At 68.4% G+C, this 21,502-nt stretch carries 22 protein-coding genes; 16 read left to right on the forward strand and 6 right to left on the reverse strand.

What is annotated here, in order from left to right; genetic code table 11:
• The 4 genes from Q0L94_RS06770 to metE form a co-directional block, all read right to left on the reverse strand.
• Positions 1 to 965 (reverse strand): efflux RND transporter permease subunit (locus Q0L94_RS06770; RefSeq protein WP_296751590.1); only part of this gene is annotated, 965 nt, incomplete at its 3' end.
• A complete protein-coding gene (locus Q0L94_RS06775) occupies positions 962 to 2,074 on the reverse strand; it encodes an efflux RND transporter periplasmic adaptor subunit (protein WP_296751591.1) in 1,113 nt (370 codons plus the stop codon). The genes Q0L94_RS06770 and Q0L94_RS06775, both read right to left, overlap by 4 nt.
• Positions 2,071 to 3,471 (reverse strand): TolC family protein, encoded by a 1,401-nt coding sequence (locus Q0L94_RS06780; RefSeq protein WP_296751592.1) that lies wholly within the window; start codon positions 3,469 to 3,471, stop codon positions 2,071 to 2,073. Before Q0L94_RS06780 ends, Q0L94_RS06775 begins: the two co-directional genes overlap by 4 nt.
• A gap of 157 nt (positions 3,472 to 3,628) precedes the next feature.
• Positions 3,629 to 5,914, reverse strand: a complete 2,286-nt coding sequence (gene metE / locus Q0L94_RS06785; protein ID WP_296751593.1) for a 5-methyltetrahydropteroyltriglutamate--homocysteine S-methyltransferase — start codon at positions 5,912 to 5,914, stop codon at positions 3,629 to 3,631.
• 62 nt (positions 5,915 to 5,976) lie between these two features.
• Here metE and Q0L94_RS06790 point away from each other — a divergent pair, with 62 nt between their 5' ends.
• From Q0L94_RS06790 to Q0L94_RS06865, 16 genes are all read left to right on the forward strand, one after another.
• Positions 5,977 to 6,930, forward strand: a complete 954-nt coding sequence (locus Q0L94_RS06790; protein WP_296751594.1) for a LysR family transcriptional regulator — start codon at positions 5,977 to 5,979, stop codon at positions 6,928 to 6,930.
• Positions 6,927 to 7,283, forward strand: coding sequence for a winged helix-turn-helix domain-containing protein (locus Q0L94_RS06795; RefSeq protein WP_296751595.1), 357 nt, complete (start codon positions 6,927 to 6,929; stop codon positions 7,281 to 7,283). The genes Q0L94_RS06790 and Q0L94_RS06795 overlap by 4 nt, the downstream gene beginning before the upstream one ends.
• Before the next feature lie 261 nt (positions 7,284 to 7,544).
• Complete coding sequence (locus Q0L94_RS06800) at positions 7,545 to 8,660, forward strand: nitrogen fixation protein NifQ (RefSeq protein ID WP_296751596.1); 1,116 nt, start codon at positions 7,545 to 7,547, stop codon at positions 8,658 to 8,660.
• 40 nt (positions 8,661 to 8,700) lie between these two features.
• The gene (locus tag Q0L94_RS06805; protein ID WP_296751597.1) at positions 8,701 to 9,126 is read left to right on the forward strand and encodes a TOBE domain-containing protein; all 426 of its coding nucleotides are present in this window, start codon (positions 8,701 to 8,703) and stop codon (positions 9,124 to 9,126) included.
• A gap of 13 nt (positions 9,127 to 9,139) precedes the next feature.
• A complete protein-coding gene (gene modA / locus Q0L94_RS06810) occupies positions 9,140 to 9,889 on the forward strand; it encodes a molybdate ABC transporter substrate-binding protein (protein WP_296751599.1) in 750 nt (249 codons plus the stop codon).
• A gap of 13 nt (positions 9,890 to 9,902) precedes the next feature.
• Positions 9,903 to 10,586, forward strand: a complete 684-nt coding sequence (gene modB, locus Q0L94_RS06815) for a molybdate ABC transporter permease subunit (protein ID WP_296751600.1) — start codon at positions 9,903 to 9,905, stop codon at positions 10,584 to 10,586.
• Between the two features lie 71 nt (positions 10,587 to 10,657).
• Positions 10,658 to 11,734 (forward strand): molybdenum ABC transporter ATP-binding protein, encoded by a 1,077-nt coding sequence (modC, locus tag Q0L94_RS06820; protein ID WP_296751602.1) that lies wholly within the window; start codon positions 10,658 to 10,660, stop codon positions 11,732 to 11,734.
• 174 nt (positions 11,735 to 11,908) lie between these two features.
• On the forward strand, positions 11,909 to 12,304 hold the full coding sequence (locus Q0L94_RS06825; RefSeq protein WP_296751604.1) for a LysR family transcriptional regulator: 396 nt from the start codon (positions 11,909 to 11,911) through the stop codon (positions 12,302 to 12,304).
• Between the two features lie 276 nt (positions 12,305 to 12,580).
• On the forward strand, positions 12,581 to 13,456 hold the full coding sequence (locus Q0L94_RS06830; protein ID WP_296751606.1) for a DUF364 domain-containing protein: 876 nt from the start codon (positions 12,581 to 12,583) through the stop codon (positions 13,454 to 13,456).
• Between the two features lie 25 nt (positions 13,457 to 13,481).
• Positions 13,482 to 15,479 (forward strand): TonB-dependent receptor, encoded by a 1,998-nt coding sequence (locus Q0L94_RS06835; protein ID WP_296751608.1) that lies wholly within the window; start codon positions 13,482 to 13,484, stop codon positions 15,477 to 15,479.
• Positions 15,480 to 15,512: 33 nt separating this feature from the next.
• Entirely contained in the window at positions 15,513 to 16,526 is a 1,014-nt protein-coding gene (locus Q0L94_RS06840; protein ID WP_296751610.1) for an ABC transporter substrate-binding protein, read from the forward strand.
• Complete coding sequence (locus Q0L94_RS06845; protein WP_296751611.1) at positions 16,523 to 17,527, forward strand: iron ABC transporter permease; 1,005 nt, start codon at positions 16,523 to 16,525, stop codon at positions 17,525 to 17,527. The genes Q0L94_RS06840 and Q0L94_RS06845 overlap by 4 nt, the downstream gene beginning before the upstream one ends.
• Positions 17,524 to 18,282, forward strand: coding sequence for an ABC transporter ATP-binding protein (locus Q0L94_RS06850; protein WP_296751612.1), 759 nt, complete (start codon positions 17,524 to 17,526; stop codon positions 18,280 to 18,282). The genes Q0L94_RS06845 and Q0L94_RS06850 overlap by 4 nt, the downstream gene beginning before the upstream one ends.
• Positions 18,282 to 18,821, forward strand: coding sequence for a nucleoside-triphosphatase (locus Q0L94_RS06855; RefSeq protein WP_296751614.1), 540 nt, complete (start codon positions 18,282 to 18,284; stop codon positions 18,819 to 18,821). The genes Q0L94_RS06850 and Q0L94_RS06855 overlap by 1 nt, the downstream gene beginning before the upstream one ends.
• Entirely contained in the window at positions 18,818 to 19,252 is a 435-nt protein-coding gene (locus tag Q0L94_RS06860) for a hypothetical protein (RefSeq protein ID WP_296751616.1), read from the forward strand. Before Q0L94_RS06855 ends, Q0L94_RS06860 begins: the two co-directional genes overlap by 4 nt.
• Positions 19,249 to 20,046 carry a class I SAM-dependent methyltransferase gene (locus Q0L94_RS06865; protein ID WP_296751617.1) on the forward strand — a complete coding sequence of 266 codons (798 nt, stop codon included), beginning with the start codon at positions 19,249 to 19,251 and terminating at the stop codon, positions 20,044 to 20,046. Before Q0L94_RS06860 ends, Q0L94_RS06865 begins: the two co-directional genes overlap by 4 nt.
• A 7-nt stretch (positions 20,047 to 20,053) precedes the next feature.
• Here Q0L94_RS06865 and Q0L94_RS06870 read toward each other — a convergent pair whose 3' ends face one another.
• Together Q0L94_RS06870 and Q0L94_RS06875 are read right to left on the reverse strand one after the other, a co-directional pair.
• Positions 20,054 to 20,419: a DUF202 domain-containing protein gene (locus tag Q0L94_RS06870; RefSeq protein ID WP_296751619.1), complete on the reverse strand. Its 366-nt coding sequence runs from the start codon at positions 20,417 to 20,419 to the stop codon at positions 20,054 to 20,056.
• Positions 20,420 to 21,325 (reverse strand): LysR substrate-binding domain-containing protein, encoded by a 906-nt coding sequence (locus Q0L94_RS06875; RefSeq protein WP_296751622.1) that lies wholly within the window; start codon positions 21,323 to 21,325, stop codon positions 20,420 to 20,422.
• Positions 21,326 to 21,502 lie beyond the last annotated feature (177 nt).

Raw genomic sequence — 21,502 nt, forward strand, 5'->3', positions numbered from 1 at the left:
CGGTCGGAGTGCACCTGCAGGCGGACGCCGTCGGGCAGTTCGGCCTCGATGTCCGGCAGCAGCGCGCGAATGCGCTCGGCGACCTCGACCGTGTTGGCGCCCGGCTGGCGCTGCACCGCGAGCACGATGGCGCGGGTGCCGTTGTACCAGGTGCGCGCCTTGTCGTTTTCCACGCTGTCGACCGCGCGCCCGAGGTCTTTCACGCGCAGCGCGGTGCCGTCGTGATAGGCCACGATGATGTCGCCGAAATCCGCCGCGTTGGCGAGCGCCACCGGCGCCTTCACCGTGTAGGCGCGGGTGGCGCCGTCGAGGATGCCGGACGGCAGGTTGGCGTTGGCGCGCTGCACCGCCTCGATCACATCGGCGAACGTCAGCCCGCGCTGTTGCAGCCTGGCGGGATCGAGATACAGCCGCAGTGCGTATTTCTGCGAACCGAATACCAGCACCTGCGCCACGCCGCTCAGACTGGACAAGCGCTGCGCCACGCGCGAATCGGCGATGGCGTCGAGCTCGGTCAGCGGCAGCCGTTCGGCCGACAGCGCCAGATACAGAATCGGCGAATCGGCCGGGTTGATCTTGCGCAGCTGTGGCGGATCCATGCCCTGCGGCAGATTGCGCGCCGCCTGCGCGATCGCGGTCTGCACGTCCTGCGCGGCGGCATCGATGTCGCGATCGAGCTCGAACTGCAGGGTGATATTGGTCGATCCCTGGCCCGACTGCGAGCTCATCGACTCGATTCCCGCCACCGTCGCCAGCTGCCGCTCCAGCGGCGTCGCCACGGTGTTGGCCATGGTCTCCGGATTGGCGCCCGGCAACGACGCCGAGATGCGCAGCGTCGGAAAATCGACCTGCGGCAGGTCGTTTACCGGCAGCATCCGGTAGGCGAGCGCGCCGAACAGCGCCAGCGCCAGAACCAGCATCAGGGTGGCGACCGGGCGCTCGATGAACAGCCGCGACAGGTTCATCCGCCGGCGCCTTCGAGCCTGACCGCGCCGCCCGCCTTCAGCCGCTGCGGAATCTCGATCAGCACCGGCTCGCCGGCGGCGAGTTCGCCCTCCACCACATGCTCGCCGTCGAGGCTGCGGATCAGCTTCACTGGCTGCACCACGGCCTTACCGCCGCGCACCACATAGACATAGCTGCCTTCCTGCGCGTGCTGCAGCGCCGCTTCCGGCACCACCTTGGCGTTCGGCTCGATGCCCAGCAGCAGACGCACCCGCACCCCCTGCCCCGACAGCAGCGCGGGGGGCGCCATGGTCAGCCGCACCTTGACCGGCACGGCACCGGTGGCGGCGTCGACCTGCGCATCGACGAAGACGAGCTCGCCCTGTGCCCGCACCGACGCGTCCGCATCGAGCGCGATCCCGGCCGTCACCTTGCCGCGCGCGCGCGCCGCTGCCAGTTCGGGCCAGTCCTGCTGCGCCACGCTGGCGCGCACGTCGAGCGTTCCGGGGGCCAGGAGCGTGGTGAGCGGCTCGCCCCCCGCCTGCACCAAGCTGCCCGGCCGCACCACGATGCGGCCGACGCGCCCGGCAATCGGCGCGCGGATCTGCGCATACGCGACATCCAGCCGCGCCGACTCCAGTTCGGCGCGGGCGCTGCCGGCGCGGGCACGGGCGGCGTCCAGCGCCAGCTGCGCGTCGTCGAATTCCTGCCGGCTGATGTAGCCCGACTGCAGCAACGGGCTCAGCCGCTCGCGCTTTTTTTCCGCCTCGGCGGTTTCGGCGCGCGCACCCGTCAGCGTTGCCTGGCTCTGCGCGATGCGCGCCTGCGCCGGCCGCGCATCCAGGCTGAACAGAAGCTGTCCGGCACGCACACTGTCGCCTTCCTGCACATGCTGCTGCAGCACACTGCCGCTGGCCTGGGCGGCGATGGCGACCTGATGGGCGGCTTCCAGGGTGCCGGGCAGATCGATCACCCGGGGGAAATCGCGCACCGCCACCGGCACGGTTTTCACGCTGAGCGCGCGATCTCCGCCGGCCTGCCGGTCGCCGCCCGCCTGGTTCTGGATGCGATACGCCACGCCCGCAATCAGCGCCAGCACGACAAGGACGACAAGAATACGGAGTTTCATGGCAGGTTCGCAGTAGAGGCAGCGGGCAGACGGCCCAGGGCATGATTCAAACGGGAAAAGGCCGCCAGCCAGTCGGCGTCGGCCTGCGCGGCGCTTTGCCGGGCGCGCGCCAGGTCGGCCTGCGCAGTCAGCAGTTCGAGCAGGCTGCCGATCCCGGCGGCGTAGCGCGCCTCGGCGGCGCGCGCCGATTCGCTGGCGCTGTCGAACTGCACCGCCACGCCGTCGCGCCGCTCCTGCGCGTGGCGCACATCGTGGTACGCCTCGGTCACGCTCAGCGCCACCTGGTTGCGCTGGCCGTCGGCCTCGGCCTGCAGCCGTTCGGCGTCGCGTTCGGCGGCGCGCGCCTGCGCCGCCAGCCGGCCGCCGTCGAACAGCGGCACGGACAGATTCAGGCCGACGCTGTAAGTGGTGGATGGCGTCCGCTCGTCTTCGAGGAAAAAGGTGCGGCCGCTGCTGGCGGCCAGCGACAGGCTCGGCCAGCGCGCCGCGCGCGCACGTTCGGCCTCGGCACGCGCGCTGGCCGCGGCGGCCTGCAAGGCTTGCAGGTCGGGGCGGTTGCGCTGCGCCTCGTGCAGCAAATCGGCCAGCAGGGTGCCGGCTGTCAGCGTATCGGGCAGCGCGGTTTCCCAGTCCAGTTCCAGCACTTGCGTCTGCGCGATGCCGGTGGCCTGCTTCAATGCGGCCATGGCCTTGGCGTGATCGCGCTCGGCGGTCTGGCGCGCGAGTTGCGCCTCGCTCAGGGCGGCACGCGCACGCAACTGGTCGGCGCGTGCCGCCAGGCCGCCGCGCACCCTGACCTCGACCGCATCGAGGCTGGCGCGCAGGGCGGCCTCCTGCTGGGCCTGCGCGGCCTCCTGCGCGCGTGCGGCCAGCACCGCAAAGTAGGCGGCCTCGACCTCGGCGACGGTGTCCTGCAGGGTGCGGTTGTTGTTCAGCAGGCTGGCGATGAGCTGATAACGCTGGGCGTCGATGCCGGCGGCGCGCGCGCCAAAGTCGACCAGCACGTAGGCCAGACTGAGGCTGGGCCCGTAGCGATGGAGCGCGGGCACCGACGCCCCCGAACTCGACAGCGCGCGGCTATGGGTGAAGTTGAACTGGCCGGTGAGCGTGGGCCAGTTGGCGGCCGCGGCGGCATCCAGCCGCGCCGCCTCGGCCTGGATGCCGAACCAGGCGGCGCGCGATTCCGCGCGTTCGCGCAGCGCATGCTCGGTCAGCGCGGCCAGGCTGGCAAAGCGCACGGCACCGGTTTGCGCGGCCGCAGCGGCTGCAGGCAGCGCGCCGGGCTGCCGCCAGAAGGCGCCGGCGCGCGCGGGCAGGTCGAGTTCGGCTGCATGGCCCCACGACGGCAGCAGCGCAAGCGGCGCGCACAACAGGAGGCAATACGGAACGGGTTTCAAGGTGGCAAGATTCTAAACGAGTCCCGACCCGGACCGAGAAAGGCAGGCGCAAGTTCCGCGCCGCGCGGGCCGGACAGGGCCGGCTCATACGGCGGTGAAACAGGCACGACGCATCGGCTCAACAGGATGCTCCGCAGGCGCAAGCCTGCGGAGCCTTTTAGTGCGCCGTCTCTTCCAGCCGGCGCGCCTGCCGCAGGCTTCGGGCCGCCGCCACCATCTGCGAGAGCGCCGCCTCGGTTTCAGCCCAGCCGCGCGTTTTCAGTCCGCAGTCGGGGTTGACCCAGAGTTTCTCGGGCGCGATCACCTGCGCGGCCTTTTCCAGCAGACGGACCATTTCCGCGGCATCGGGAATGCGCGGGCTGTGGATGTCGTAGACGCCGGGGCCGATTTCGTTGGGATAGTCGAAATCGCCGAAGCCGCGCAACAGTTCCATGTCAGAACGGCTGGTTTCGATGGTGATGACGTCGGCATCCATCGCCGCAATCGCGGGCAGGATGTCGTTGAATTCCGAATAGCACATGTGGGTGTGGATCTGGGTGGCGTCGTTCACCCCGGATGCGCTGATGCGGAAGGCGCGGCTCGCCCAGTCGAGATAGGCCGGCCAGTCGGCGCGCCGGAGCGGCAGGCCTTCGCGGTAGGCAGGCTCGTCGATCTGGATGATGCCGATGCCGGCCGCCTCGAGGTCGACCACCTCGTCGCGCAGCGCCAGCGCAATCTGCAGGGCAGTGGCCGCGCGCGGCTGGTCGTCGCGCACGAACGACCATTGCAGCATCGTCACCGGGCCGGTCAGCATGCCTTTCATCGGCTTCCCGGTGAGCGACTGCGCGTAGCGCGTCCAGCCCACCGTCATCGGCTGCGGGCGCGACACGTCGCCGTAGATGAGCGGCGGTTTCACGCAGCGGCTGCCGTAGGACTGCACCCAGCCGTTCTGCGAAAACGCGAAGCCGGCCAGCTGCTCGCCGAAATACTCGACCATGTCGTTGCGCTCGGCTTCGCCGTGCACCAGGACGTCGATCCCCAGGGCCTCCTGTTTTTCGACGGCATGACGGATCTCGCGCTGCATCGCGGCAGCGTAGTCGGCGGCGCCGATTTCGCCCTTCCTGAAGCGCGCGCGGGCATGGCGGATCTCCGCCGTCTGCGGGAATGAGCCGATGGTCGTGGTGGGGAAGGCCGGCAGCCTGAAGCGCTCGCGCTGCAGCGCCTGGCGCACCGCGAACGCGTTGTTGCGCGCATCGTGCAAAGACGTCAGCGCGGCCATCCGCGCCGCCACCGCCGCATCGTGCACGCGCTGCGAGGCATGGCGCGAAGCCAGCGCCCGGGCATGCTCGGACAGCGCCGCGGCCGCCGCCGGGCGGCCCGCGTTGAATGCGGTTTTGAGCGTGGCCAGCGCGGCGATTTTTTCGTTGGCGAACGCCAGCCAGCTCTTGAGTTCCGCATCCAGCCGGTCTTCCCCCGCCAGACTCACCGGCACGTGCAGCAGCGAGCACGAGGGGGCAAGCCAGAGCCGGTCGGCCAGGCGCAGATGCAGGCCTTCGAAGCGCTCGAATACGGCATTCAGATCGCTCTTCCAGATATTGCGGCCGTCGATCACGCCTGCCGACAGCACCTTGGTGGCGGGCAGCCAGTCGATCACCTGGGCCAGTTCGTCGCCGCCGCGCACGCAATCGACGTGCACCCCGGCCACCGGCAGTTTCAACGCCACCAGCAGATTCTCGCGCAGCGGCCCGAAATAGCTGGCGAGCAGCAGCTTCATGCCCGCCGCATTCAGATGGTGGTAGGCGCGCTCGAACGCGGCGCGCCAGGCGGACGGCAAATCCAGGCTCAGAATCGGCTCGTCGATCTGCACCCATTCCACTCCCTGCGCCTTCAGCCGCGCCAGAATCTGCGCGTAGACCGGCAGCAGCCGGTCGAGCAGGTCGAGGCGGTCGAAGCCGGCGGCCTTTTCCTTGGCCAGCCACAGGAAACTGAGCGGGCCGATCAGCACCGGCTTGGCGTTGAACCCGGCGGTCTGCGCCTCCGCCACTTCGTCGAACAGCCAGTCGGTGCCGAGCGAGAATCGGCTGTCCGGTTTGAGCTCGGGCACCAGATAGTGATAGTTGGTGTCGAACCACTTGGTCATTTCCATCGCATGGCAGGCGGTGTTGCCGCGCGCCAGCTGGAAATACTGCGCAAGATCGAGCGTCTCGCCGAAACCGAAGCGCGCCGGCACGCAACCCAGCAGCGCGACGTGGTTCAGCATCTGGTCGTAGAACGCGAAATCCCCCACCGTGACGAAGTCCAGTCCGGCCGCATGCTGCCGCTGCCAGTTGGCCTGGCGTATGCCGCTGGCGACCGCGTTGAGCGCGGCCGCGTCGATCTCGCCGCGCCAGAAGGCTTCCTGCGCGAATTTCAGTTCGCGGTTCGGGCCGATGCGCGGAACCCCCAGTACGTGTGCCAGTGCCATGTGTGCTCTCCTAATGAACGATGGACGCCATGATGCCGCTGCGGATACCATGAGACAAACGAATGTTTTTCATTGACCACATGAACAATCATCATATTGAACTGCGCCACCTGCGCCTGCTGCAGGCGGTGGCGGAAACCGGCGGGCTGACGGCCGCCGCCGAGCGCCTGCATCTCACGCAATCGGCGGTGTCGCACCAGCTGAAGGCACTGGAGGAAGCCCTGGAACTGCCGCTGGTCGAACGCAGCGTGCGCCCGCTGCAGCTCAGCGCCGCCGGACGGCGCCTGCTGGCGCTGGCGCATGCCGCGCTACCGCTGGCGGACGCCGCACTGCGCGACCTCGCCAAGCTGAAGGACGGCGACGCCGGCGAATTGCGCATCGCGGTGGAATGCCACACCTGCTACGACTGGCTGATGCCGGCGATGGACCGTTACCGCGATGTCTGGCCGGGGGTGGAACTCGATCTGCTGGGCGGCTTTCAGGCCGACCCGGTGGGGCTGCTGCTGGACGGCCGCGCCGACCTCGTCGTCACCTCGGACAGCGTGCCGCGTGCGGGCGTCGCGTATGCGCCGCTGTTCGGCTTCGAGATGCTGGCGCTGCTGCCGCCGGCGCATCCGCTTGCCGCCAGGAAATGGCTGGCGCCGGGCGACTTCGCCGACCACACCCTGATCACCTACCCGGTGCCGGAAGACCGGCTCGACCTGATCCGCCGCGTGCTCGCCCCCGTCGGGATCAAGCCGCCGCGCCGCGAGGCGCAGCTGACGGTGGCGATATTGCAACTGGTCGCCAGCCGCCGCGGGCTGGCCGCACTGCCCGCCTGGGCAGTCGCGCCCTATCTCGAACGCGGCTACGTCGCCGCACGCCGCATCGGCAAGCACGGCCTGTGGGCCGAGCTTTATGCCGCGGTGCGTGAGGCCGACGCGACACGCGCCTACGTCGCCGATTTCATCGAAACCGTGAAGCGCGACAGCTTCGCCCGGCTGCCGGGCATCCGCCCGGCCATCGTTGCACCATGACACCGCGCCTCGCCTTCCGCCTCATTCTCGGCGACGACATCGCGCTCGGCCCCGGCAAGGTGCAACTGCTCGAAGCCATCCGGGACACCGGTTCGATCGCGGCTGCGGGCCGCAGCTTGGGCATGAGCTACAAGCGTGCCTGGCACCTGGTCGACACCATGAACCACTGCTTCAAAAGCCCGCTGGTCGAGGCCAGCAAGGGCGGCGCCCGCGGCGGCGGCGCGCAACTGACCGCACGCGCACTGGAAGTCGTCGCCCTGTATCACCGTCTGGAAGCCCAGGCACGCAAGGCGACCGATGCCGAGATGACCCGCTTGAGCCGGCATCTGGCGAGCCACGCCGATCGATCCTGAGCCCTGGAACCTTGCCTCCGCAGACGTGGCGGGTTTGGCAGTGCGCTCCGGCCACGACCGCTGCCGGGGTCAATGCTTGCAGAGTTCATTTTCGATATGACACAATGAACATATCGAAAAGAGCATCCATTTACATGCGTCATTCGGCTGGGGGCTTCCATGTTGATCCGCTTGCCGGCCGCACAACGCCGGCGCCATGCCGCGGCGATGCGGCCGCATCGCATGCGCTCCGCTGAAGCACAGCTTTTGAAGGCTTACGCAATGAACCGTCTGCATCCCTGCGCCGTGATCCGCGGCACCAACGCCGCGGCCTCGGCAACGGCGTTGCGTCTGGCCGCGGCAGGCTATGCCGTGCTGCTGGCGGACACGGCCGCGTTCGCCGTCGCCCGGCGCGGCCCGTCTTGCGACGGCACGCTGTCCGACGGCAGCGTCACGCTGGATGGAGTCGCCTGTCGGCGCGTGGATTCCGCAGCGGACTGGCTGCGCTATGGCGCCCACGACATCGCCCTGACCGCGCAAGCGCTGGAACAGGTGCTGGCCGATCTTTCACCCGAAGTGCTGGTGGACGCGCGCATGACCAGGCACGGCGTAGCGGATAGCCCGCGCCGCCTCGCACCCTTGCGGGTCGAACTCGGGCCCGGCTTCGCCGCCGCCGGAAATGCCGGTCTCGTCGTGGAAACGACCCTGGACGATCCGCCGGAAAACCTGAGCGGACATAGCCCGGCCCGGGAACCGGTCGGCGCGCCGCAGCCGGCGCGTATCGCCGCCGCCGTGGTCGATGCGCTGCGCCGCCGCCTCGGCCTGCTGCCCTTGGCCCGCGCCGCCATCGCCGGCGTGCTGCGCAATGCCGAGGCGGGCGAACTGCCGCTGTTCGCGGCCACTCTGGGATTCGATCGGCTGGAATTCAACGCCCTGGTTGAAACCCTGCAGCCGGGTGCGCGGCTGTCGATGCCCGATCTCGGCGAAGGCTATGCGCTGTGCGCGGTTCAGGAACCCGAGCTGTTCGATCCGCTGGCGCGAATGTTATGGGAACAGCGCGCGCCGGACCTGTCCGAGCGCCGCGCCCGCTGGCTCGCCCATGCCGTCGCCGCTGCCAGCTTCGGCCACCGGCACCTGTGGCAGGACCTGGGGCTTGCCGGGCGCGCGGAAACCACGGCCCTGCTGGACCTGCACTTTCCGGCGCTGGCCGCGCGGAATACCGCCGACCTGAAATGGAAACGCTATCTCTTTCTCGCGCTGGGCGAGCGGCTGGGTCTGGACGATCTCCAACCACCCGGCTGCGCGGGCTGCGACAGCCATTCGAGCTGCTACGGAGCGGCGCGGCCTATCCCATCCGGACTGCCGTCCGGCCACCGTCGTCCGGCCCGACCCGCTTGACGGCACCTTTCCCTCTGAACCACGCATCAGGAGGTCCACCATGCATACCAGTGCCCGCAACCAGTTTTCCGGTACCGTCAAAACCGTGCAGAAAGGCGCGGTCAACGCCGAGGTGATTCTCGATCTCGGCGGCGGCGTCGAACTCGCCGCCATCATCACCAATGCCAGCGTCGATCACCTGGCGCTCGCGTCCGGCTCGCCGGCCATCGCCCTGATCAAGGCGCCGTGGGTGATCCTGACCACCGACGAAAAGCTCAAGACCAGCGCCCGCAACCATCTGTGCGGCACCATCGGCGCCTGCCGCGAAGGCGCGGTCAACGGCGAGGTCGTCCTCGATCTGGCGGGCGGCAGGCAACTCGTCGCCATCGTCACCAACGACAGCATCCAGAATCTCGGCCTCAAGGCGGGCGTGCGCGCCTGCGCCCTGATCAAGGCCTCCCACATCATTCTCGCCGTTCAACCCTGAAAGGAGCGTCACCGTGCTGAAGTTCAAATTCCCCGCTTTCCTGCTTTGCGCGCTGGTTTCGAGCGGCGCCTTCGCTGAAGAAGTCCAGGTTGCCGTAGCCGCCAATTTCACCGCGCCGATGAACCGGATCGCCGATGAATTTGCCAGGGACACCGGCCACCAGGCCAAACTGGCGTTCGGCTCCACCGGCAAGTTCTACGCGCAGATCAAGAACGGCGCGCCGTTCCAGGTGTTCCTCTCGGCCGACAACGAAACCCCGGCCAAGCTGGAGCAGGAAGGCATGACCGTGGCCGGCAGCCGGTTTACCTATGCCATCGGCACACTGGTGCTGTGGTCAGCCAAAGCGGATTTCGTCGATGCCAGGGGCGATGTGCTGAAGAAAGGCCAGTTCAACAAGCTCTCGATCGCCAACCCCAAGCTCGCGCCTTATGGCAAGGCGGCGGTCGAGGTGATGACCGGAATGGGCCTGCTGGATGCGCTTGCACCCAAGTTCGTGCAGGGGGAAAACATCGCCCAGACTTATCAGTTCGTGATGACCGGCAACGCCGAACTGGGCTTCGTGGCGCTGTCCCAGGTCATGAAGGACGGCAAGGTCGGCAGCGGTTCGGCGTGGGTCGTACCCGGCACGCTGCATAGCCCGATTCGCCAGGACGCGGTCATCCTTTCGTCCGGCAAGGGCAACGCCGCCGCCGAGGCGCTGATGACCTATCTGAAAGGCGACAAGGCAAGGGCCATCATCAAGTCCTACGGCTACGAAATCTGATCCGGGCTGACTCATGGGTTTTTCCGACGCCGACCTCACCGCGATCTGGCTGACCCTGCGAGTGGCGGGCCTGACCACGATCCTGCTGTTCATCGTCGGCACGCCGATCGCCTGGTGGCTGGCCAGAACCCGCTCGAAGTGGAAAGCGCCCGTCGGCGCGGTGGTGGCGCTGCCGCTGGTGCTGCCGCCCACCGTGCTGGGGTTTTATCTGCTGGTGACGATGGGGCCGAACGGCCCCATCGGCCACTTGACCCAGTCGCTCGGGCTGGGGGTGCTGCCGTTCACCTTCTGGGGGCTGGTGGTGGCCTCGGTGCTCTATTCCATGCCCTTCGTGGTGCAGCCGATCCAGAACGCCATCGTAGCCCTGGGCACGCGCCCGCTGGAGGTGGCCGCAACCCTGCGGGCGAGCCCCTGGGACCGTTTCTGGAGCGTGGTGGTGCCGCTCGCCCGGCCCGGCTTTCTCACCGCCGGCATCCTCGGCTTTACCCATACCGTGGGCGAATTCGGCGTGGTGCTGATGATCGGCGGCAACATCCCCGGCGTCACCCGCGTGGTTTCGGTGCAGATATACGATCACGTCGAGGCGCTGGAATATGCCGAAGCGCACTGGCTGGCCGGCAGCATGGTGATTTTCTCGTTTCTGGTGCTGCTGGCGCTTTACACCTTCAACCCCAACAAGCTTCGGGTCACGCCGTGACCCGTGTCGCCGCCGGACCGACCGGCCGGGACACGCCGGGCGGCAGCCAGCGATCTGATGAATCCGCAACCATGAACGACGACATTCAAGCCGGATTCCTCCTGAAATACCCGGACTTCACCCTCGATGTCGATCTCCGCCTGCCCGGCCGCGGCGTCACCGCGCTGTTCGGCCACTCCGGTTCCGGCAAGACCACGCTGCTGCGCTGCATCGCCGGGCTGGAACGCGCGTCCACCGGGCGCCTCGTCGTCAACGGCGAAGTCTGGCAGGACGCCGGCCGCTTCCTGCCGACGCATCGGCGCCCGCTCGGTTACGTGTTTCAGGAAGCCAGCCTGTTTCCGCACCTCACCGCGCGCGGCAATATTGAATACGGCATGAAGCGCGCCGCCGAACCGCTGGACCGCGCCGCGCTCGATCATGTCGTCGACTTGCTCGGCATCCGCGCGCTGCTGGATCACAAGTCGGACCAGCTCTCCGGCGGCGAGCGGCAGCGCGTCGCCGTCGCCCGGGCGCTGGCGGTCAGACCCCGGCTGCTGCTCATGGACGAACCGCTGGCCGCACTCGACCTCAAGCGCAAGCAGGAAATCCTGCCCTACCTGGAACGCCTGCACGACGAGTTGGACATCCCGATGCTTTACGTCAGCCACAGCCCGGACGAAGTGGCGCGCCTGGCCGATCACATCGTCGTCCTCTCCGAGGGGCGTGCGCTTGCCCAGGGCGGACTGGCCGAGACGCTGGCGCGCGTCGACGTCCCCATCCAGCTGGGCGAAGACGTTGGCGCGGTGCTGGAAGGCACGGTCGGCGAACGCGACGCCGCCTGGCATCTGGCTCGCGTCGATTTCGCCGGCGGCGGCCTGTGGGTGCGCGATACCGGCCTGCCGCCCGGCCGCCGGGTGCGCATCCGCATCCTGGCGCGCGACGTCAGCCTGTCGCTGACGCATCAGGACGGCACCAGCATCCTCAACCTGCTGCAGGGCACGGTGACCGAAATCGCCGACGACAGCCACCCCGCCCTGGCCCTGGTCCGGGTCGAGGTCGGCGGCACGCCTGTCGTCGCGCGGGTGACCCGGCGCTCCGCCGCCGCGCTCGCACTGGCGCCCGGCCGGCCGGTCTGGGTGCAGATCAAGTCGGTGGCGCTGATTGGCTGAGATCGCCATCCCGACCGGCTCGGCGTCGCATCGGGCAGCGGCGAAGGAGCCGAACGCGAGGTTCGCGCGTCGCCCCTGAGCCGCGCCGGCTGAACGACTGCCGCGCCGTCGTTCAGCCGGCCGTCGCAAGCGGGTAAACTCCCCCGCTTTCACGCTTGTCGACAGGCTGTCACGATGAAACGTAAAACCGGTTCCGGCCCCAGCAAACCGGCCCACCCGCGACTGCGGGTGCTGTTGGGCGAGCGCATCGCCATCGGCCCCGGCAAGGCCGCCCTGCTGGAGGCCATTGCCCGTTACGGCTCGATCTCGGCGGCGGCGCGCGCAAACAGCATGTCCTACCGGCGCGCCTGGAATCTGGTCGACACCATGAACAAATGCTTCATCACCCCGCTGGTGGTCACCAGCGCGGGGGGGCAGCATGGCGGCGGCGCAAGCCTGACGGATTTGGGGCGCGAGGCCCTGACCAGTTACCAGGCCATGGAAATCAAGGCGGCACGCGCGGTCGCGCGCGAGTTCGAGGCTTTCCAGCGCTTCCTGGCCGCGCCTGAAAAGCCGCCCGCCGACGACTGATCGCCGGGACGGCCGTTTGGGTTGACACGGATCGGGGACATCGATATCGTTATATACCGTTGTGCATTACGAAAATGATCGGGCCAGCTCCCATCGGGCGAAAAACCGTCTTTTTTTTGGCCAGCCGATATGCACGCACATACATAACGATTCACGGCTGCGCCTTGGCCTGCATCAACACGGGACCGGCATCGATCCGGTGGCACTGTCCATGCCGGGCCGTGCTTCACGAACAGGAGATCAAAGTGGAAAACGCGTTTCAGAACGGGGTCGCCCATGTCTGACTTGCTGCGTGAAATTTCAGACGAAGTGGCCGCGCGGCTGGGCCCGGCCCAGGATCGGCTGAGCATCGAGCGCGCGGTGCTGGGCCTGTTTTTCGTCGGGGTGAAGCTGAGCAACGGTGCGGGTGGCGTCTGCGCCACCCCGCTGAAGGGCATTCCACAGGCGGTGTGCTGTCCTAGCTCCGCCCAGGCGATGCCGGCACCCGGCAAACTGCACGGCCGCTCCGTCGGCCAGGCGCTGGAGGATTTGCATCGCGGCGGCCAGCTGCGGCGGGCGCTGGCCATCGCCACCCTGAATGCGCTGGTCGAGTCGGTTTGGCAGCAGGACGGCGTGCCCGACGGCGTCAGCCAGAACGGCCGCGATGCCCTGTCCGCCCTGGACATCCAGCCGCACCACCACGTCGTCCTGGTAGGCGGGTTCCCGCCGTACATGCGCGAGTTCATACGGACCGAACAGTCGTTCAGGGTCCTCGAACTCGACCCCACGGTACTGAAACCCGAGGAACTCCCCTACTACGTCCCCGCCGCGCAGGCGGCGCAGACGATTCCCCATGCCCATGCTCTGGTCGTGACCGGCACCACCCTGATCAACGGCAGCCTCGACGCGCTGCTCGATCTGGCCCGCCCCGGCACGCAAATCGCGCTGATCGGCCCCAGCGTGCCGCTGCTGCCGGGCCCCTTCCTCAAGCGCGGCGTCGCGGTGCTGGGCGGGGTGCGGGTCGGCGACCCGGATGCGCTGCTCGATTGCCTGGCCGAAGGCGGGTCTGGCTACCATTTTTTCGGCAAGTCGGCCGAACGGGTCACCTTGCGGGCTGCGCCGCCGCGGTCCGGCGGGCTGCCCGATTCGACCTTTTGTTCACGTTTCCACTGATCCAAACCTTCCCCGGAGTCAACGCATGTCCCTCGCCAAACCGCGCATCCTGCCCGCCCTGATCGCCAGTCTTCTCACCCCGGGCGTCAGCCTGGCAGACGACCCGGTATTCGACCTCGGCACCATCACCGTCACCGCCAGCCGCCCGCAGCTTGGCGTCGTCGCGCCGGAGCAGGTCGCTTCCGTGGTCACGCGCGACGATATCCAGACGCACAACCGGGAAACCGTGGGCGACGCCGTCAACCTGCTCTCCGGCGTCACGGTTTCGACCAACTCGCGCAACGAGCAGACGGTTTATCTGCGCGGCTACGATCCGCGCCAGGCGCCGCTGTTCATCGACGGCATTCCGGTCTATGTGCCGTACGACGGCTACGTCGATTTCGGCCGCTTCGACACCGCCGACCTGGCCGCGATCCAGGTTGCCAAGGGCTTCAGCTCGGTGGCCTACGGCCCCAACACCCTGGGCGGCGCCATCAACCTCATTTCGCGCAAGCCGCGCAAGGCCTTCGAGGGCGACGTCAGCATCGGCTTCGGCGAGGAAGGCGCCCGCCGCACCGCGGTCAACCTGGGCAGCAACCAGGGCAGCTGGTACATCCAGGCCGGCGCCGCCTACCGCGAGGCCGACGGCTTCAGCCTGTCCGACGACTTCACGCCGACCGCCACCGAAGACGGCGGCCGCCGCGACAACTCCTACTACAAGGACAGCAAGGGGACGCTGAAACTGGGTCTCACCCCCGGCGGCGGCGACGAATACGCCCTCACCTACACCAAGCAGGACGGCGAGAAGGGACAGCCGCCCTCCACCGTGCCCACCGCGCGCTACTGGCAATGGCCGTACTGGGACAAGGAAAGCCTGTATTTCGTCTCGCGCACCGGACTGGGCGCCCACGAAACGCTGAAACTGCGGCTCTACACCGACAAGTTCGACAACGAGGTGAACAGCTTCACCGACAACACCTACACCACGCTCAAAACCAGCGGCTCCGGCAGCGTCGGCACCGGCCGCAGCATCTACCACGACAAGAGCGTCGGCGGCTCGGTTGAACTGGAGTCGCGTCGTTTCAGCGGCCACACCCTGCGCGCGGTGGCCCATTACAAGGTCGACCAGCACGAGGAGCGCGACGGCAATGCCTTGCTCAATGCCGACTTCGAGGACACCCTGCGCTCGCTGTCGGTGGAGGATGGCATCCAGCTGGGCGACAAGACCCTGCTCTCCATCGGCCTTGCCCACCACGAACTGGCCCCGGACAAGGTTTTCAAATCCGGCCCCGGCCCGGCCTACGCATTGCCCGACAAGCAAAGCTCGACCGATCCGCAGATCGGCCTGTTCCACGACCTCTCGCCAACGGCGCGCCTGTACGCCACGGCCGCCGAAAAAACCCGTCTGCCCACGCTCAAGGATCGCTACTCCGCACGCTTGGGCAATTTCATCCCCAACCCTGATCTCGGTCCGGAACAGGCGCGCAACTACGAAATCGGCTACCAGGGACAAGCCTGGGCTGGCGCCACGGTCGAGTTCACCGTGTTCTGGAACGACATCCAGGACAAGATTCAGGAAGTGCGCCCCAACCCGGCGCTGAATTGCTCGGCGACCAACCAATGCCAGATGCAGAACGTCGGCGAGGCGCGCATCAAAGGCGTCGAACTGGGTCTCAAGACCCCGCTGGGCAGTCGCTGGGAAGTGGGCGGCAACGCCACCTTCATGGATCTGGAAAACCGCAGCGATCCCACGGTCAGGCTGACCGGCATTCCGGAAACCAAGATCATCCTGCACGCACTCTGGCGGCCGGCGGATGCCGTGAGCCTGATCGCCTTCGCCGAGCACGACGGCAGCCGCTGGGCCTCCAACACGGTCAAGCTGGATGGTTTCACCACCCTCAACCTGAAGGCCGCCTGGCGGCCGATGAAAAACCTGTCCGCCGAGGCCGGCGTGAACAACGTCGGCGACGAGAACTACGAACTCGACCAGGGTTTCCCCGCCGCCGGACGGATGTGGTTCGCCAACCTGAACTACACCTTCTGAACGCGAGGCCGCCATGGCTGGAGATGCAACGACATGAAGCGACGCGAATTCCTTGGCGCGCTGGCTGCCCTCTCGACTGCGCCCTGGGCCCACGCCCTGGCCGCGCCCGCCAGCGGCCTGCATGTCTTCGGCGCGCCTCCCGCGCCGGAGCGGGTGCACCGGGTATTTGCCGCCGGCGCGCCGGCGGCGGTGCTGGTGCATGCCCTTGCGCCGGACACGCTGCTGGGCTGGCCCTGGCCGCTCGCCGACGAGGCGCTGGCGCTGCTTGCGCCCGCGGCGCGGGCGCTGCCGATGCTGGGGCGGCTGGCAGGACGCGGCAGCACCCTGCCGCTGGAAAAGCTCGTCGCACTCAAGCCCGATCTCATCGTCGACGCCGGCACGGTGGATGCCACCTACCTCTCCACCGCCGAGCGGGTGTGGCGGCAGACCGGCATTCCCACCGTGCTGGTCGACGGGCGGCTGGCCGACAGCGCCCGCCAGTTGCGTGCGACCGGACGGCTGCTGGGCGTGGCCGAACGCGGCGAGTGGCTGGCTCGATACGCTGAAACGACGCTCGTCGCCTGCGGCGGCATCGCCGCCCAGCGCCGGCCGCGCGTCTATCTCGCCCGCGCCGCCGACGGTCTGGAAACGCCGCTGCCCCGTTCGGTCAACGGCGAGTGCATCGAAGCCGCCTGCGGCATCAACGTTGTCCAGGGCGGGGGCGGCAGCCTGGCGCGCATTTCCCGCGAACAGATCCTCGCCTGGTCGCCCGAGGCTATCGTCACCCAGTATCCGGAATTCCATGCGCTGGCCTTGCGGGATGCTTTCTGGAAACGCCTGCCCGCCGTGCGCGAAGGCCGCTTGTTGCTGGCGCCTGCGGCGCCTTTCGGCTGGCTCGACGGCCCGCCGAGCGTCAACCGGCTGATCGGCGTGCGCTGGCTGGCCGCGCGCCTGCACGGCAGCGCCGCCCGCGTCGACTGGATCGAATTCGCCCGCGAATTTCACGCGCTGTTCTACGGCCATGCGCCGACCCGCGAGGAACTGGCGCGGCTGCCCGGCCTGGGATGAATCTGGTTCGCCACAGCGTCGGCATGCGCTTCGCCATCCTCTCGGCGCCCCTCGTCGCGGCGCTGCTGGCGGCCTTCGCCTTCGGGCCGTACCCGTTGTCGCCGCAACAAGTTCTGGCCGCCGTGTGGGCCGGGCCGGCGGCCGACAGCGACGCCGCCACCGTGGTCTGGCAGTTGCGCCTGCCGCGCATCGCCGCCGGGCTGCTGGTCGGCGCGGCGCTTTCCGCCGCCGGGGCGGCCTATCAGGGCATGTTCAGGAACCCGCTGGTTTCGCCCGACATCCTTGGCGTGTCCGCCGGCGCCGGGCTGGGCGCGGCGCTCGCCATCTACCTCGGCCTGCCGCTGGCGGCGGTGCAGGCCATCGCCTTCGTCGGCGGACTGCTGGCGGTGGCCGCGGTGGTTTTCGTCGCCGGCCGGGTGCGCCGCCACGACCCGGTGCTGGTGCTGGTGCTCGCCGGCGTCGCCGTGGGCACACTGTTTTCCGCCGGCATTTCGCTGGTCAAGGTGCTGGCCGATCCCACCGTGCAACTGCCCGCCATCACCTTCTGGCTGCTGGGCGGACTCAACGCCGTCGCGGCCGGCGACCTCTGGGTTGCCGCGCCCCTCGTCGTCGCGGGTCTGGTCCCCATGCTGCTGCTGCGCTGGCGCGTCAACCTTCTGTCGCTGTCGGACGAGGAAGCCGCCGCGCTGGGCGTGAACGTGGCGCGCCTGCGCGGCATTCTGATCGTCTCCGCCACGCTGATGACGGCGGCCGCCGTCTCCATCGCTGGCATCGTCGGCTGGATCGGCCTGGTGGTGCCCCATGCCGCGCGGCTGCTGGTGGGGCCGGAGTTCTCCCGGCTGTTGCCGGCCTCCCTGCTGCTGGGCGGCGGCTTCCTCGTCGCCGCCGACACCCTGGCCCGCTCGGCGGCGGCCATCGAACTGCCGCTGGGCATTCTCACGGCGCTGGTCGGCGCGCCGGTGTTCCTGTGGCTGCTGGCGCGGACGGGGCGGAGCGGATGAATGTGCTCGAAGCCCGCGGCCTCGCCATCGGCTACCGCCACCGGCCGGTGGGCGAGGACATCGATCTCGTCCTCGATGCGGGCGAGGTGCTGTGTCTGCTCGGCCCCAACGGCGGCGGCAAGACCACGCTGTTTCGCACCCTGCTGGGCATCCTGCCGCCGCTTTCCGGCACGGTGCGGGTCGCCGGCCGCGCACTTGCCGACTGGTCGCGGCAGGCGCTGGCGACGCAGCTCGCTTACGTGCCGCAGTCCCACGCCGGGCTGTTCGCCTTCACCGTCGAGGAGGTGGTGCTGATGGGCCGCACCGCGCGCCTGCCGCGTTTTTCCACGCCGTCGGTGCGCGACCGTGAGATGAGTCAAGCCTGCCTCGCGCGCCTCGGCATCGGTCATCTGGCTGACCGCGTCTACACGGAAATCTCCGGCGGCGAGCGGCAGCTGGCGCTGATCGCCCGCGCCCTGGCCCAGGAGGCGGCGGTCCTGATCCTCGACGAGCCCACCGCCAGCCTCGACTTCGGCAACCAGTTGCGGGTGCTGAAGGAGATCGATGCGCTCAAGCGCCAGGGATTGGCGATCCTGATGTCCACCCACCAGCCCGAACACGCCCTGCGCGCGGCCGACCGCATCGCCCTGCTCAAGGCCGGCCGCATCGTCGGCCAGGGCCCGCGTGCCCTGGCGACGGCGGATCGGCTCGCCGAACTCTACGGCGCCGATGCCGGCGATGTGGCGCGCAGCCTGCCGCAACTGGCGGGAGCGTGATGAGGCGCGCCGTACCCGCAGCGGAAACGCTGGCCGAATCCCTGCGCGACGCGGCGCAGCCTCGCCTGGTTCTGCTCACCGGCGGGCGCGGGTCGAGCAAAACCCGCTGGTGCGGCGAACTGGCGCAGGCCGCCCGCGACGCCGGGTTGAGCCTGGCGGGGGTGATCTCGCCGCCGGTGTATGCGGCGGGCAAGATCGCCATCGACCTGCTGGCCGTCGCCACCGGCGAACGCCGGCGGCTGGCCGAGCGGCCGCCGCCGGGCGAACCCGGCACCGCCGGCCTGGGCTGGCGCTTCGACCTCGCGGTGCTGGCCTGGGGCAACGCGATGCTGGACAATACTTCCGCTTGCGATCTGCTGCTGATCGACGAACTCGGGCCACTGGAATTCCGCGGCGAGGGCGGCTTTCTCGCCGGCTTCGCGGCCATCGAAGCGCGCCGTTATCGCCTGGCCGTCGTCGTGGTTCGCCCCGAATTGCTGGACACCGCCCGCGCCCGCTGGCCATGGTTCTCGCTGATTTACGACAAGGACATTTCATGAACCGCCCGCATCGCCTGCTGCCGCCTGCACCGCGTTTCTTCCCCGGCCAGCGCTGGCTCAATATCGGCCTGCGCTGCGCCCACCTTGTCGGCATCGCGGGGATGAGCGGCGGCTACCTGTTCGACCTGCCCGAGGCGCAATGGCGACCGTACTGGCACCTGACTCTGGGCACCGGCGGCTTGCTGATGCTGCTCTATGTCTGGACCGATTTCGCCTGGCTGCTGAAACTGAAAGGCCAGGCCATCCTGCTCAAGCTGGCGCTGCTCGCCCTGGCCCACTTTTATTTTCCGGACTGGCGCGACGCGGCCTTCATCGGGGTCATCGTCCTGTCCGGATTTTTCGCCCACGCGCCGGATCGGCTGCGTAGTTACGCCTGGGGCCGCACGGTGCGTCCGTGCGGTTCGGCCCGAATCGGGGAGACCCTGAAATGAACATTTCCGACATCGACTTCGGCCAGCTCTATCGCGAGCACATGGCCGCCGCCGGCGGGCGCGAGAAGCCGCCGGAGGAATGGGACGCCCGCGCCGCCTCGATGAATGCGCACGCGGGCGAAAGCGGCTACGTGTCCGAATTCGTCCGCCGCATGGACCTGTCCGGCTGCGCGACCCTGCTCGATGTCGGCTGCGGCACCGGCGCCATCGGCCTCGCCCTGGCCGACCGCATGACGCGGGTAGTTGGCCTCGACTACAGCCGCGGCATGCTCGACGCCATGCTGGACAACGCCGCTCAGCGCGGCCTGACCAACGTCGAAGCGATCCGCTGCGCCTGGGAGGACGACTGGAGCGGCGTGCCCGCCTGCGACATCGTCGTGGCCTCGCGCTCCACCACGGTGATGGACATGGCCGATGCGCTGGCAAAACTGGATGCCAAGGCGAAACGACGGGTCTATCTCACCAGCATGGTTGGCGGCCGTTTCATCGATGCCGAGGTGGCCGGGCTGCTCGGCCGCTCGCGGCCGCCGCTGCCGGACTACATCTACATCCTCAATATCCTCTACCGCATGGGGCGGCGCCCCCGCCTCGACTACATCGAAAGCGACAACCGCCTGGCCGGCACGGAGGATCTCGACGCATTCCTGCGCAAAGTGGCCTTCTCGGTGGGCGAATTGTCCGAGGACGAACGGGCACGCCTGGCCGACTGGCATGCCGCCAATCCGCAACGCGCCCGCCAGGGCGGCGCGCCCTTCCACTGGGCATTCGTGTCGTGGGACACGCAGCCCGCCTAATCGACGCCTACAGTTCGGAAAATAGATACACCAGCATCGCGATGCCCAATACCACCACCGTCAGGTTCATCGCGATCCCCGACCAGGTGCAATAGCGCGCGGGAATTTCGATCGGCTTCAGCGTCGCCAGCACACGTCGGAACTGCACGATGGAGAACCCGATCGCCGTCAGCGCCAGAACGATGAAGGCAATGCCGATCCAGAACGACAGGTCGCGCCCCGAGTGGCCCGGGTCCTGGCGCAGCAAGTGGAGAAACAGACCGAAGCGCTCCAGCACGAAGCCGAACGCCATCAGGGTGAGCCCGGTGCGGTTCCACGCCATCAGGGTGCGCTCGGCGGCGAAAAAGACGCGCGGATCGTTGAGATCGGACATTTAGACAGGCTCCACTTCGCCGGGCAGCGCGTTCTTCAGTGTCTGCGCCAGCTGCTCGAAGGTTTCGGGAAACGGCGCCCGCTTGCGCCACGCCAGGGCGATGGTGCGCCCCGGCGGCGGCGACTTGAAGGGGCGGATTTCGACCGCCTTTTTGCTGACGCGCGGCCCGGCGTCCACCGCCAGCGCCGGCAGCAGCGTCAGCCCCAGCCCCATCGCCACCATCTGACGCAGCGTTTCCAGACTGGTGGCGCGCACTTCCTCGCGGCCGCGCGAGCCGCTGCCGCAGACGTCGAGCGCCTGGTCGCGCAGGCAGTGCCCTTCGTCGAGCAGCAGGAGTTTCTCGTTGACGATGTCGGACACCTTCAGGACATCGCGTTTGGCGAGCGGGTGACCGGCGGGCAGCGCGGCCAGAAACGGTTCGTAGAACAGCGGCTCGACGCGCAGGCTGTCGTCAGGCACCGGCAACGCCAGCAGGCCGGCGTCGAGCTTGCCGTCGACCAGATGTTCGAGGATCTGCGGCGTCGTTTCCTCGCGCAGCAGCAGGCGCAGCCCGGGATGCTTTTTATGCGCCAGGGTCAACGCATGCGGCAGGTAATACGGCCCCAGCGTGGGAATCACGCCGAGGTGAAGCGTGCGCGCCATCGGATCCTGCGCGTGCCTGGCCAGTTCCTTGATGCGCTCCGCCTCCTCGACGACGTTGCGCGCCGCCTGCAGGATTTCGCGGCCGATCGGCGTCGGCGTGACGCGCTTGAGGCTGCGGTCGAACAGCGTGACGCCGAGAAAGTCTTCCAGTTTCTTGATCTGCGTCGACAGCGTCGACTGGGTGATGAAACAGGCCTCGGCCGCACGCCCGAAGTGGCCGTGATCGGCCAGCGCCACCAGATATTTGAGTTCCTGCAGGGTCATGCCGCTTATTCGATTTCATCAATCGGTTCATTCTAGACTATTCACGGGACAGCTTTGCGTTTGTGGTCTTTAATGCAATTCATCCGCTGTTCGAGCGCCGGTCAAACGCAGGAGAACCCCATGCCGCAATGCCCTTGCATGACCAGCGCCGCCGGCGAGGAGAACAGGCATGACGAA

The sequence above is a fragment of the Thiobacillus sp. genome (assembly GCF_024708915.1).

What these genes read in the sequence shown, in the direction of transcription:
- Q0L94_RS06830 (WP_296751606.1), top strand. Translation starts at nt 12,581, where the DNA reads ATGTCTGACTTGCTGCGTGAAATTTCAGACGAAGTGGCCGCGCGGCTG.
- Q0L94_RS06870 (WP_296751619.1), bottom strand. Translation starts at nt 20,419, where the DNA reads ATGTCCGATCTCAACGATCCGCGCGTCTTTTTCGCCGCCGAGCGCACC.
- Q0L94_RS06840 (WP_296751610.1), top strand. Translation starts at nt 15,513, where the DNA reads ATGAAGCGACGCGAATTCCTTGGCGCGCTGGCTGCCCTCTCGACTGCG.
- Q0L94_RS06825 (WP_296751604.1), top strand. Translation starts at nt 11,909, where the DNA reads ATGAAACGTAAAACCGGTTCCGGCCCCAGCAAACCGGCCCACCCGCGA.
- Q0L94_RS06805 (WP_296751597.1), top strand. Translation starts at nt 8,701, where the DNA reads ATGCATACCAGTGCCCGCAACCAGTTTTCCGGTACCGTCAAAACCGTG.
- metE (WP_296751593.1), bottom strand. Translation starts at nt 5,914, where the DNA reads ATGGCACTGGCACACGTACTGGGGGTTCCGCGCATCGGCCCGAACCGC.
- modC (WP_296751602.1), top strand. Translation starts at nt 10,658, where the DNA reads ATGAACGACGACATTCAAGCCGGATTCCTCCTGAAATACCCGGACTTC.
- Q0L94_RS06775 (WP_296751591.1), bottom strand. Translation starts at nt 2,074, where the DNA reads ATGAAACTCCGTATTCTTGTCGTCCTTGTCGTGCTGGCGCTGATTGCG.
- modB (WP_296751600.1), top strand. Translation starts at nt 9,903, where the DNA reads ATGGGTTTTTCCGACGCCGACCTCACCGCGATCTGGCTGACCCTGCGA.
- Q0L94_RS06790 (WP_296751594.1), top strand. Translation starts at nt 5,977, where the DNA reads ATGTTTTTCATTGACCACATGAACAATCATCATATTGAACTGCGCCAC.
- Q0L94_RS06860 (WP_296751616.1), top strand. Translation starts at nt 18,818, where the DNA reads ATGAACCGCCCGCATCGCCTGCTGCCGCCTGCACCGCGTTTCTTCCCC.
- Q0L94_RS06800 (WP_296751596.1), top strand. Translation starts at nt 7,545, where the DNA reads ATGAACCGTCTGCATCCCTGCGCCGTGATCCGCGGCACCAACGCCGCG.
- Q0L94_RS06855 (WP_296751614.1), top strand. Translation starts at nt 18,282, where the DNA reads ATGAGGCGCGCCGTACCCGCAGCGGAAACGCTGGCCGAATCCCTGCGC.
- Q0L94_RS06850 (WP_296751612.1), top strand. Translation starts at nt 17,524, where the DNA reads ATGAATGTGCTCGAAGCCCGCGGCCTCGCCATCGGCTACCGCCACCGG.
- Q0L94_RS06865 (WP_296751617.1), top strand. Translation starts at nt 19,249, where the DNA reads ATGAACATTTCCGACATCGACTTCGGCCAGCTCTATCGCGAGCACATG.
- Q0L94_RS06835 (WP_296751608.1), top strand. Translation starts at nt 13,482, where the DNA reads ATGTCCCTCGCCAAACCGCGCATCCTGCCCGCCCTGATCGCCAGTCTT.
- Q0L94_RS06845 (WP_296751611.1), top strand. Translation starts at nt 16,523, where the DNA reads ATGAATCTGGTTCGCCACAGCGTCGGCATGCGCTTCGCCATCCTCTCG.
- Q0L94_RS06795 (WP_296751595.1), top strand. Translation starts at nt 6,927, where the DNA reads ATGACACCGCGCCTCGCCTTCCGCCTCATTCTCGGCGACGACATCGCG.
- Q0L94_RS06875 (WP_296751622.1), bottom strand. Translation starts at nt 21,325, where the DNA reads ATGACCCTGCAGGAACTCAAATATCTGGTGGCGCTGGCCGATCACGGC.